Raw genomic sequence first — 12,327 nt, 5'->3', positions numbered from 1 at the left:
TTATAAATGTTGCGGCGAAGGGGGTTGCCAATTTGAAACACAGGATTTAAAAGCTACTTAGCTTTACGAACTACCCTTAATTATTCACTTTCTATCATAATGACCGTATGTATATGACCTACGTACAGACTTACTTGTTGTCATTGTACAGCAGATTGAACTTGTGGCCGTCTGGGTCGGCAAAAACACAAACGAAAAAACCATTCTCATCATAAAACTCTTTTCGGTCATTATTGGAGTCAAAAAAGATTTTTCCACCTGCCTTTTTGATTAGTTCAACCCACTTGTCATATTCGTTTTTGGTTTCCGCGGCCAGAGAAAACATGACTTCGTTTCCTTTAGCTAGATTACACAATGCTCCTTCTAAGCTTTCCTGCAATTTCTCCTTTCTGAAAAAGTGAATGACAAAGTTGTTGTCTCCAAACAGAAAGCTAACTGATTCCTTAGTGGGGCGCCCATTTAACTCAAACCCTAATTGTCGATAAAAATTCTGGGTTCTCTCGACATCATCTACTCCCAAATTGGCCCAAATCATCTTTGTCTTCATATAACTGGATTTTAGTGCTTTTAACTTGCCTACTAAGCATTTGTACATTCAAATCCCCAAAAAACCTTTTCTATTTAAATCGAACACTACATAAATCCTCGTCATAGTAAAATGTATATCAAGAACTGACTATAGAAATGATATTATCATCTATTGGATATGTTGGGGGAGAGATTTAATCAAAATGATCAAAGCCTAAATATAGGTAAAATCTTACCGTCAAGCCATGACCTTCTTTCTTTTACCAAAAGTTAAAATTGCTTTTTGCCCTTCTTTTGATTTAAAAGTGTTAAACTATTTATCAAATAAGTTAAACAAAACTAATTCATGGTTCTAAATTGCTGCAGCTTTCAACGGTGTACAACACGCCCAAAAATTGCTTCTAAGAAAATTATTAACTATTAATCCATGAATTATGAAACTTAACAACATTAAATTACTGGTTCCCATGGTGCTCATGCTCTTCTTCGCTGTATCATGTAGTGACGATGACAACGGGGTCACGATTCCAGATCCTGACATGGAAGAAGAAATGGAGGAAGAGGAAGAAGAGGAAGAAGAACAACAACAATCAACAGTTGTAGATTTAGCGGTGGCTACCGCCGATTTGAGTATTTTGGTAGAGGCCCTGACCGAGGCCGAATTGGTAGAAACTTTACAGGGCGACGGTCCTTTTACCGTTTTCGCCCCAACAAATGCTGCTTTTGAAGCATTTTTGGCAGACAATAACTTTACTTCGTTAGACGATGTACCCGATGATGTGTTGGAACAGGTTTTATTGAACCATGTGGTTTCAGGCGATTTAATGTCCGGCGACCTTTCTACCACCTATGTCAGCTCACTTTCTACCGCAGGTGTGAACGAAATGAACCTGAGCCTTTTTGTTGATACGGCAGACGGAGTTATGATTAACGGTTCTACCGTGACCACGGCAGATGTTGATGCCTCCAATGGGGTCGTGCATATCGTTGACCAGGTAATCGGCCTACCGAACCTTGTTGACCATGCTTTGTACAACGCCAATTTTTCAGAAGTAGTCGGTGCCCTCACCATGGACGGTAATACTACGTTTACCGACCTTTTAAGCGATGGTGAACAGATGTTTACCGTTTTTGCTCCTGTAAATGAGGCCTTTACCGATTTTGAAAACCCTAACGGAAACGAATTGAATACCATTTTAGCGAACCACGTAATTGCCGGCACCTCTTTGGCAGCTGCCGACCTAATAAATATGTATGCCAATACAGCGGCTACCAATGAAGATGGTGATAATTTGAGCATTTACGTAAACGTAGACGATGGAGTTCAATTGAACGGACAAAGTATGGTAGTGGTTAGTGATGTGGTCACCACCAACGGAATCATTCATGCGGTAGATACCGTAATCGACTTACCGACCGTGGTTACTTTCGCAGTGGCCGATAGTGAGAACTTCTCTAGCTTGGTTGGTGCCTTAACTGCCGAAGGGCAGCCTGATTTTGTTTCGGTATTAAGTTCTACCACCGACAATGCGCCTTTCACCGTATTTGCACCTATTAACAGTGCTTTTGCCGCTTTGGAAGAAGTACCTTCGGGCGAGACCTTGACAGCGGTCTTGAACCACCACGTGATTGCCGAAGCCAATATCGTTTCGGGTGATTTGAGCGACGGATTGGTTTCCCCTGCGACCTTAGAAGGCGATTCGGTAACCTTTACTGAGGCCGATGAAAGCTTTACCATCACCGATGGTGCCGGTAACATGGGCATTGCGATTGTAAAAGCCGATGTTCAGGCCATTAATGGTGTGATCCACGCAGTTGATACAGTTTTGATTCCCGATACTGAAAATTAATACCTATTATGATAGATAGAAAGGCCACCCAACGGGTGGCTTTTTTTATGCGCGATACTTCACCGAGCTATGACATTGATTGTAGTCTAAAAACTTAAGACACACAATAATCTGTAGTTAGCATACAAAATCAGACCCTTGACAACTCTCTTTTTTTGCATCGTTAATTTAGTTGCATCTTCACAGTCCCAAATCTTACCAAACCAGCCTAACTAATGCTAAAAAACCCTGACCTATCCGGTCAGGGTTTTTGCATTTTATCTATTTATGTAAAGGATGATTTTTAGCGCTTGCCAGATTTTTGTTGGCGTTCGGCTTCTTCCATCATTTGACGCATTTTCTTCTGGAACCTATTCTCTTTCTTAGGTTTCTTTTTATTCTCCTGTATCTGCGCGTGGATCTTATCGTTATCTAAAATAAAGTTCTTGATCACCAACATGATACCGATAGTAATCAAGTTAGAGACAAAATAGTACAAACTCAAGCCACTGGCGTAGTTGTTAAAGAAGAAAAGCATCATTACCGGCATTAGGTACATGATAAATTTCATGTTCGGCATACCAGGCTGTTGAGGCATGTTCTGACCGGTGGTCATCGTCATATAGAAAAAGATAGCTACCGATGCCAAAATCGGGAACAAACTAATGTGATCCCCATAGAATGGAATATTGAACGGCAACTCTGCAATCGTATCGTACGAAGAAAGGTCGTCTGCCCACAAGAACGACTTCTGCCTTAAAGCGAACGAAGTCGGGAAGAACATGAACAAAGCATAGAAAATAGGCATTTGCAACAAAGCAGGTACACAACCGCTCATGGGGCTAACCCCAGCCTTACCATATAATTTCATGGTTTCTTGCTGTTTCTTCATCGCATTGTCCTTATACTTTTCGTTCAGTTCGTTGATCTCCGGTCTTAAGACCTTCATTTTGGCCTGCGACAAGTACGATTTGTACGTGGCCGGTGACATGGCCACACGAACCAAAATGGTCATTACAATAATAGCGATACCGAAAGGCAAGAACGAACTTAAGAAGGTGTAGAAAGGGGTGAACACGTAACGGTTCAACCAGCCGAAAATACCCCATCCGAAAGAAATGGAATCATCAAGACCCAACTCTTCGTACTGTTCCAACACCTTAATGTCGGTCGGCCCATAGTACCAATGTAGGTTATGGGCAAGCTCCCCTCCTACCAAATCCAACGGAATTTCGGTACTGAACGCTTTGGTAAATTTGGTCTCTTTGCTTTCTTCTTCCACCAGGTTCTTAGAAGTGAAATCGGCCGTTTTAAAATTGCCTTGTCTTGTAGCCAAGATCGAGCTAAAGAAATGTTGCTTGTACGAAACCCATTTAACATCGGCCTCGGTCTCTTCATCATCACCACCTACCGATAGGTAATCGATTTTATCGTCTTCATAGTTATAGGTAATTTCGGTGTACCTGTTTTCATATTCCACACTTTGATCAAGGCGAATACTCTTCAAATCCCATTGCAAGTTAACAGGGCTGCTACCGTTGATGATGCCGTTCAGACCTTGTGACCTAATGGTAAAATCGACCATATAGTCATCTTCTTTCATCTCATAACGGTACTCTAAAAACGAGCTGGGGCCGGCCTTTGCCTTCATCGAAAGCACTTGGTTTCCGCCACTTGTACTTACCGAAGGTTCAAAGTATAAATCTTTGGTGTTAAGAACCCTGTTATCGGAAGTGGTAAAGTTCAGCCCGAAAGAGGCATTGCCATCTTTGATCAGATAAACAGGAATAGAGTCGTAAGTATGAAACTGCTTCATACGCGCCTCAACGATTTGCCCGCCTTTATTGCTGATCTCTAAAGACACCAATTTGTTTTCCAATTTGGTGGTCTTTTCACTGGGTTGGGTAAACCCGAAAGCGCCTACATTGCTTTTATAATTGGCGACGGCGGTCGAATCTTGAAGGTTCAGCGGTGGGGTGTTGGTCGAGTTGTCTTGCAAACCCTCATTTTCGTTGGCCTCTTTGGCTAATTGTTCTTGTTCCGCCTTTTGGGCCTCAAGTTCTTCAGGAGTCGGTCTGTTTTGGTAAAACATAAAGATGAGAATCCCAAAAATCAGTACAAACCCAATAATGGACTTGATGTCTAGTTTTTTTTCTTCCATTGAAATCTAATTACAAAAGCCTCTGGTCGTAAGGCTTATAAAAATGTCTTGGTTAGTAATTGACGAACCGCAAATATACGCCCAAACGGCAAGTTTATGCCATACTGGCATTAGTTTGTTTCTTTTTATAGGCCAAGGCAGCTTTTACGAAGCCCACGAACAACGGGTGCGGATTGGCTACCGTACTTTTGTATTCAGGATGGTACTGAACACCGATAAACCATGGGTGGCCCGGTAATTCAACAATTTCTACCAAGTTGGTCTCTTTGTTGATTCCCGAAGCTTTTAGACCGGCCTTATCAAGGGTTTCTTTGTACTCGTTGTTGAACTCGTAGCGATGGCGATGGCGTTCGGAAATTTCATCTACCCCCTCATACACATCTTTGACCAAACTACCGTCTTCTAACTCGCAACCCCAAGCACCCAAGCGCATGGTACCGCCCTTATCGGTGATATTTTTCTGCTCTTCCATCAGGTTAATGACCGGATTTTCAGAATTACCGTTCATCTCGGTAGAATTAGCATCGGTCAGACCGACCACATTTCGGGCATATTCGATTACGGCCATTTGCATACCTAAACAGATACCTAAAAATGGTATTCCGTTTTCACGGGCATAGCGCACCGCATTTATTTTTCCTTCGATACCGCGCTCACCAAAACCGGGAGCGACCAAAATACCGTCCAAACCTTTCATTTTCTTTTCAAGGTTGTTATCGGGAAGGTGTTCCGAATGAATGGACCTGATGTTCACTTTGACCTCGTTGGCGGCCCCTGCATGAATGAACGATTCGAGTATCGATTTATAAGAATCTTGCAGTTCAACATACTTACCGATCAAACCGATGGAGACCTCGTGCTTCGGGTTTTTATGCCTTTCCAAGAATTGGCTCCACTGGTTCAGGTTGGGTTCGGTAATATTCGGCAATGCCAATTTTTGTAGCACCACCTTATCCAAACCTTCTTCTTGCATTAAAACAGGAACGTCATAAATAGTAGAAGCATCGATGGATTGAATAACGGCCTCTCTTTTCACATTACAGAAAAGCGCCAATTTATCTTTGATCTCGTCCGAAATTTGATGCTCGGTTCTACAGACCAAAATATCGGCCTTGATACCGCTTTCCATCAAAGCTTTGACGGAGTGTTGTGTCGGCTTGGTCTTCAGTTCGCCCGCAGCAGCCAAATAAGGCACCAACGTCAAATGGATAACAATGGCATTGTTCTCGCCAAGTTCCCAAAGTAACTGTCGAACTGCCTCTATATAAGGTAAAGACTCAATATCACCGATAGTACCGCCAATCTCGGTGATAACAATATCGTATTCACCGCTGTTGCCCAAAAGCTGAATACGCTCTTTGATCTCATTGGTAATGTGGGGTACGACCTGTACGGTCTTTCCCAAAAACTCGCCCCTTCGCTCTTTATCGATTACGCTTTGATAGATTCGGCCCGTCGTAACATTATTGGCCTGTGACGTCTTTACGTTCAAAAAGCGCTCGTAGTGACCCAAATCAAGGTCGGTTTCGGCCCCATCATCGGTTACATAACATTCACCGTGCTCATAAGGGTTGAGCGTACCCGGATCAACGTTGATGTAAGGATCTAATTTTTGAATGGTGGTTTTGTATCCGCGTGCTTGAAGCAACTTAGCGAGTGATGCGGCTATAATACCCTTTCCTAGAGAAGAAGTAACACCTCCCGTAACGAAAATATACTTTGTCTGCGACATATTGGTCTTCTTTGTTACGGGGCACAAAGATACAAATTGCCCTAAGAAATCACAGTTTAAGGGGAGGAAATTCTTTTTGAATCTTGCGTATCAAAGGTTCGAGGCCGTTCTCTTTAATCTCCATCATCGATTTGAGAAGCACACCCAATTTACCATCGGGAAAGCCTTGTTTCCTGAACCAGACCAAGTAAGGTTCAGGAAGGTCGACCAAATACCGCCCCTTGAACTTGCCAAAAGGCATTCTATAATGCGCCAGTTCTACCAGTTTCTGTTTATCCGGTGATATTTCCATTTTTTAAAGCTAAAAAATATATCTTTAGTACCCTTTAAGACCAAAAATTATGAAACGTAGACAATTTATCAGTGCTTCCGCTGCCGCCTCTGTGGGCATCATGGCCTGCAAGAATACCAATGCAATGTCGGTAAAAGACGAAGAGGAAACTACTAAATTGAAAGGAAATATCAACCATAGTGTATGCAGATGGTGCTATGATAAAATTCCTATGGAGGACTTTCTAAAAAGTCTGAACGAACTCGGAATTACTGCCATGGACCTGACCGGACCTGAAGATTGGCCCATCATGAGAAAATACAATATTCACGCCTCTATGTGTTGGGGTGCCGGTAAAGGTATTTTAGAAGGATGGAACAACCCTAAACTTCATACCGAACTAATCGCCGATTACGAAAGGGTCATTCCCCTAGTTGCCGAAGCGGGCTATACCAACCTCATCTGTTTTAGCGGTAACCGTAACGGAATGCCGGATGATGAAGGATTGAAAAACTGCGCCGACGGTCTTAAAAAAATCATGTCATTGGCCGAAAAGCACAATGTGGTGCTGCAAATGGAATTACTGAACTCTAAAGTAGACCATGCCGATTACATGTGCGATACAAGTGCATGGGGCGTTGAACTGTGCAAACAGATAGGTTCCGACAATTTCAAGCTGTTGTACGATATCTATCACATGCAGATTATGGAAGGCGATATCATAAGAAACATTCAAGACTATCATCAGTATTTTGGGCACTACCATACAGGTGGTAACCCTGGTCGCCATGAGATCAACGACACCCAAGAATTGTTCTACCCTGCCATTATGAAGGCCATTTTAGACACCGGATTCAAAGGTTACGTGGCACAAGAATTCATTCCCACTTGGGACGATAAAATAGCCGCCCTTAAAGAAGGGGTGACTATTTGCGACATTTAATAGAATAAGGATTTTTTTTAAGGGGAGTTTCTAATTGCTAAAACGCTGTAGAAACTCCTCTTTTCTTCTAACAGCCACCTCTAGAGTGGTACCGTCAGACATCACGACATAACCGCCCTTACCCTTGATATATTTTTCAACATGCGATAGGTTCACGAAATGTGATTTGTGAATTCGGAAGAACTGCATGCTGTCTAAAAAACCTTCGAAATACTTTAAAGTTCTCGTGGCGGTAAGCCTTTTACCGTTCACGGAAAAAATCTGCGTGTAATTACCATCGGACTCACAGCGGATAATTTCCGGAATTTTTAAAAACGTATAATCTTTTAAGGTAGGGATGGCAATTTTTTTCATTCCGCCCAAATTGCTTTCGAAATTATGAAACAAGACCTCAAGCCTTTTTGAATTGTTCTCTTGGTTCTTTTTCTCCAACAACCGGCCCATCGTCTCATTGAACTCAATTGAATCGATCGGCTTTAAAAGATAATCGAATGCCGAATATTTGAATGCATTGACGGCATACTCTTCAAATGCCGTGGTAAAGACAATATAAAAGTCGATGAAGGGCAATTGCCTCAGCAGGTCAAAACCGGTTTCGTTTCGCAAATGCACATCAAGAAAGACCACATCAGGCTCATAATCATTGATGGCCTTTTGGGCAGCCTCCACTGATTCCACCGTTTTTACCAACTCGATAGTAGCACTGTAATTTTCTAAAAGTTGAATCAGCGCATCTTGACAATGCTTCTCATCATCTACTATAATTGCTTTGAGCATATCTTAAAATTGTAATTCTAAGGGCAGTTTTACTTCGACCGAAGTGCCTACCTCTTTATCATGAACTTGAAAACTCCCCTTCTTATCCTTCAACCTATTAAGAATTTCCAGCCTGCTTTGGGTAATCTTAAGTCCCATCGATTTCTTGGTCGTTTTCATCTCTATTGATTTTTGTCTGCCTATACCATTGTCATCGACCTCACAAATCAGAAACTCCCCATCCGTACGCACTTTTATGACCAGCTCACCCATACCTTCCTTTTGGGAAACCCCATGCCAAATACTGTTTTCGATAAAGGGCTGTAAAATCATAGGCGGCACCAATGTATTTTCGGGGTCGACATCCCCATCAATTTCTATTTTTGATGCTATCGGACTTCTGAGGCGCATCGATTCTATCTCAATGTATATTTTCATCAACTCAAGATCTTCTTCGAGCGTAATCCAGTTCTTCTCAGAATTTTCTAGAATGGATCGGGTCAGTTTGGCGAACTTCATCAAATAGCCCTCGGCCGCCTTCATATCGTTCTTATGCATATAATCCCTTATCGAATTTAACGAGTTGAAAATAAAATGCGGATTCATCTGTGAACGCAACGCCTTAAGTTCGGTTTCTGCCACCTCGGCCTTAAAATCGGCCACTTTTTTGGCCGCTAGTGCATCCCTCCTTTTTTTGTACAGAACAAAACCGACCCCCGTGGCCAATAAGAAAAAGAGCGCCCCTAAAAGAATCATGAGACTGATAAATTGCTGTTTATCTAAATCGGCTTTTACAATGGCCTGCTTTTTATCAAAATCTGCCTTCAATAGCGCCTTTTCGCCCTCGTACTCATATTTGGCCTCTAATTTTGCTATTTCTTCCCGCTTATCGGTAGATAAAAAACTATCACGCAATACCACCGAACTGGATTTGTAGTCAAAGGCATTTTTATAATCACCTTTTTTGCTGAGAGCCTCTGCGATACCTTCATTGGCCACGTACTGCAATCGAACGCTATTGGCCGTTTTGGCATTGTCGAGCGATTTCCGATAATGAAGCAGTGAGGCATCGAGGTCTGCCATCTTATCGGATTGTTCAAAGAGATTCAGGTAACATTCCCCCAAATTATCATGAACTATGGCGAGGTTATTAGCATTGGACAGATTCTCATAAATTACCTGGGTTTGCTTAAAAAAAGGAATGGCGGCCTGGTACCGTCCCTCTTCTACGTGGGCAATACCGATATTCGTCAAGGCACTGGCCATACCCCGCTCGTTGTGTATGAGCTTCATGATGTCGTAGGCCTGATGGTATAGGTCAATGGCCACTTCGGTATTTCCCTTTTCAGTGGACAAGCGCCCCAAATTGGTCAAAGAATTGGCCTCCCCCTCTTTAAAACCAAGCTTCTTGAAATGCTGTAAAGCCAATTTTTGAAACTGATGGGAGAGTTCCGGTTTATTAAGATGAGCGTACAACAGCCCGATATTGGCATGTATGTTAGCGTATTCTAAATTGTCTTGCAGGCTCAAATCTTCGTAAATGACCTTCGCATCCATATACGCCTTTAAGGATTGTGGGTATTGTGAAAGGTACATATAGTTGATGCCCATACTGTTGAGCATTTTGGCCATTAAAAAACTATCCTTCTCGACCTTAAAAACTTCATAGGCCTCTTTGTTGGCATCATTGGCCCTTAAGTAATCGGACTGGTTAAAATACACCAACCCCTTGTTATAGATCAATCGGGCCATACCGACCTTATCATGGGTCAACCTTCTGATATCAGAAGCGGCGTCATACATTTTTAGGGCGGCAGAGTCTTTGCCCAAAGCACTATAATTATGGCCTTTATAGGCATAGGCAATGGCAATTTTATTGGAATCTACCAAGGTTCGGGCCAGCTCGATCGCCTCGTCCGCCGACTTGATTCCCTTTTCAGGATCAATTGAATAGTATAAATAAGATAGTTCTGAGAGTAGGTTTAAACGGAGAGAGTCATGTGCTACGTGATGCGTTAGCTCTTGTTCGATAGAATCAATCTGCCTTTGTTGGGAATATGCCGATAAAGAAAAGAATATAAACAGGGAGACCCAATTCAATTTCATACGCAAACGAATGTATCTGTTCAATCGGGGGGCTTAAATTTAGTCATATCCTAAACAGTAGACCTCATTTCGTATGAGATAATTACAAATTAGGTACCATTAAGTGCGAACTACAACAGGACCAACTTGGTTTTTACGGTTATATAGATTTTAGAACGCTTATCAGCCCATACCTACCAATCACTAAATATGCGTGGTGAGAGCGCCAATTAAGAAGTACTTTCAAACCCACCAACAACCACACTGACTTATGATCAACCACATTCTCAGCGGCTTTACCGGAAAATTCACTTGGGTATTTCTAGTACTATTAATTCTCTCTTGTTCGAAAAGCGAGGTAGAAGAACATCTCGAAGAGGTATTTGGTGAAGAAGTAATCACCTCAGATGAAGATGAAAATTTGCAAGATGATGATTCCGATAACGATGATTCATCAGATGATAACGACTCTAATTCTGAAAACTTGGGGGTCATTACCGCTAAAGTAAATGGCAATGATTTTCACACCCCTGAAATGGAAGGTTTCCGGTTCGGTTCACTCGACCGACAAGACCAGCTTTACTATCTCGCCATTGGAGGTTTTGATATTTCAGGAGGTTTTGCCGATGCCAAATATATATACATCTATTTGATTGGGGATGATTTTGATAAGCTAAAAGCAGGCAAATCATGGAACTCAACCATTACCGACCTAACTGCCGAGGGTGCCTGGGGCGTTTACATCGAAGATGCCAATTCAGAAAATGAGGATGATGCAGAAGTAGCTATCGCTTTGGATGACACCCAAGAAATAGAGGTGCACATCACTGCCTTTGACTTTGAAACCCAACTCATATCGGGCGAGTTCAGTTTTACCGGTACGGATGAAGACAGCAATAATAACTACCAAATAACTGACGGAAAGTTCACCAATATTTCTCTTAAATACCAAAACAATTAAAACCAACCAGCATGAAAAAACACTTAATAACCGGATTAGCCATCATTTATACATTCTTCAACTATAGTTGTGAGCAAGCCAAAGACCTTAAAGATTCTTTTGATGCGATTGACTGCGCCGAACTTTTAATCGAATTGGACGAGGAATATGACCGAGGAGACAAAAGTTGTGAAGAAACCAAAAAAGATATCGATCAACTTTTAAAAAAATGTAGAGAATTTCTAACGGAAGAAAACATTGCAGATCTAGAATTCATACGGGCCAATTGTAGTGATGATGATTAGATCAACTTGATTGTTCAATTTTAATCCCAATTTGATGAACCAGATCTATAAAATACTTTTATTAACATTGCTTTGTTTGATTTTCTCTTGCGATAGTGATTCCACCTCTGGTGAAGAACCACAACCAGAGCCCACCGAACAAACACCTGATATTTCTGAAGAAGAAGAAGAAGAAGAAGAAGAAGAGGAAGAAAAAGAGGAAACCGATGAAAATTCTGGAGAAGGTGAAAATGAAGGTGAGAATACAGAATCGGAAGAGCAAGAAAACGATGATAACTATGACGGTGCAGCACTTGGAGTTATTCAATTATCCGGGGAAGAGACTTCAGAGGTTGGCACTAGCTTGACTGTTGGTCATATCGATGTAGGGCGTGAAGATTTGACGGGTACTATCAAATCCGTCATTCTAACAGACGAAAATACCCCTATTACAGAAGAAGGTCCGGAACCCTCCAATCTAAATAACGGATTTATTTTGATAGGGGGTGACGACCTTGATACCGTTTCAAATGATGGTGCTTTAAAGGATATTTCAATGATTATTTTTATTGACGGTAAAGAATACAGATTTGCATGTTCTGTACCATCGGGCACCTTTATCGATTGTGGTGAAAAATATGACATCGATTTTGAGAATAAAACCATGGTGTTCGATAGTACAACCGTAGCGAATACCGAAACACAGAAAGTTCTAATCCTCGATGGTAGTATCTCTTGGGCAGAAGAATGACATAAAAACTATGGCATATGATTCCTTCCAGTAAAATAATGAACATA

Annotated in this window: 11 protein-coding genes; 5 read left to right on the top strand and 6 right to left on the bottom strand. The window is 41.7% G+C overall.

What is annotated here, in order from left to right; genetic code table 11:
• Window positions 1–130: 130 nt before the first annotated feature.
• Complete coding sequence (locus IL356_RS13805) at window positions 131–547, bottom strand: VOC family protein (protein ID WP_121850640.1); 417 nt, start codon at window positions 545–547, stop codon at window positions 131–133.
• A 415-nt stretch (window positions 548–962) separates the two neighbouring features.
• Between IL356_RS13805 and IL356_RS13800 the strand changes: the two genes are divergently transcribed.
• Window positions 963–2,378, top strand: a complete 1,416-nt coding sequence (locus IL356_RS13800) for a fasciclin domain-containing protein (RefSeq protein WP_121848156.1) — start codon at window positions 963–965, stop codon at window positions 2,376–2,378.
• Between the two features lie 283 nt (window positions 2,379–2,661).
• On the opposite strand, the gene yidC is transcribed toward IL356_RS13800, so the two are convergent.
• The 3 genes from yidC to IL356_RS13785 all read right to left on the bottom strand — a co-directional run bounded on the left by yidC (window position 2,662) and on the right by IL356_RS13785 (window position 6,542).
• Entirely contained in the window at window positions 2,662–4,518 is a 1,857-nt protein-coding gene (gene yidC / locus IL356_RS13795) for a membrane protein insertase YidC (RefSeq protein WP_121848155.1), read from the bottom strand.
• A gap of 94 nt (window positions 4,519–4,612) precedes the next feature.
• Window positions 4,613–6,250: a CTP synthase gene (locus IL356_RS13790; RefSeq protein ID WP_121848154.1), complete on the bottom strand. Its 1,638-nt coding sequence runs from the start codon at window positions 6,248–6,250 to the stop codon at window positions 4,613–4,615.
• Window positions 6,251–6,299: 49 nt separating this feature from the next.
• Entirely contained in the window at window positions 6,300–6,542 is a 243-nt protein-coding gene (locus IL356_RS13785; RefSeq protein WP_121848153.1) for a DUF3820 family protein, read from the bottom strand.
• A 49-nt stretch (window positions 6,543–6,591) separates the two neighbouring features.
• On the opposite strand from IL356_RS13785, the gene IL356_RS13780 reads away from it, so the two are divergent.
• Window positions 6,592–7,464, top strand: coding sequence for a hydroxypyruvate isomerase family protein (locus IL356_RS13780; protein ID WP_121848152.1), 873 nt, complete (start codon window positions 6,592–6,594; stop codon window positions 7,462–7,464).
• Between the two features lie 30 nt (window positions 7,465–7,494).
• Here IL356_RS13780 and IL356_RS13775 read toward each other — a convergent pair whose 3' ends face one another.
• Window positions 7,495–8,241: a LytR/AlgR family response regulator transcription factor gene (locus IL356_RS13775; protein ID WP_121848151.1), complete on the bottom strand. Its 747-nt coding sequence runs from the start codon at window positions 8,239–8,241 to the stop codon at window positions 7,495–7,497.
• A 3-nt stretch (window positions 8,242–8,244) separates the two neighbouring features.
• A complete protein-coding gene (locus IL356_RS13770; protein WP_121848150.1) occupies window positions 8,245–10,326 on the bottom strand; it encodes a tetratricopeptide repeat-containing sensor histidine kinase in 2,082 nt (693 codons plus the stop codon).
• Window positions 10,327–10,576: 250 nt separating this feature from the next.
• Here IL356_RS13770 and IL356_RS13765 point away from each other — a divergent pair, with 250 nt between their 5' ends.
• From IL356_RS13765 to IL356_RS13755, 3 genes are read left to right on the top strand one after another with little or no spacing between them, the layout of a single operon-like run.
• On the top strand, window positions 10,577–11,266 hold the full coding sequence (locus IL356_RS13765) for a hypothetical protein (protein ID WP_121848149.1): 690 nt from the start codon (window positions 10,577–10,579) through the stop codon (window positions 11,264–11,266).
• Window positions 11,267–11,277: 11 nt separating this feature from the next.
• Complete coding sequence (locus IL356_RS13760) at window positions 11,278–11,550, top strand: hypothetical protein (RefSeq protein WP_121848148.1); 273 nt, start codon at window positions 11,278–11,280, stop codon at window positions 11,548–11,550.
• A gap of 34 nt (window positions 11,551–11,584) precedes the next feature.
• Window positions 11,585–12,280 carry a hypothetical protein gene (locus IL356_RS13755; RefSeq protein WP_121848147.1) on the top strand — a complete coding sequence of 232 codons (696 nt, stop codon included), beginning with the start codon at window positions 11,585–11,587 and terminating at the stop codon, window positions 12,278–12,280.
• Window positions 12,281–12,327 lie beyond the last annotated feature (47 nt).

This window comes from Euzebyella marina (genome assembly GCF_014855515.1).
Classification (GTDB): domain Bacteria; phylum Bacteroidota; class Bacteroidia; order Flavobacteriales; family Flavobacteriaceae; genus Euzebyella; species Euzebyella marina.
This window is presented reverse-complemented; position numbering and strand designations above follow the sequence as displayed.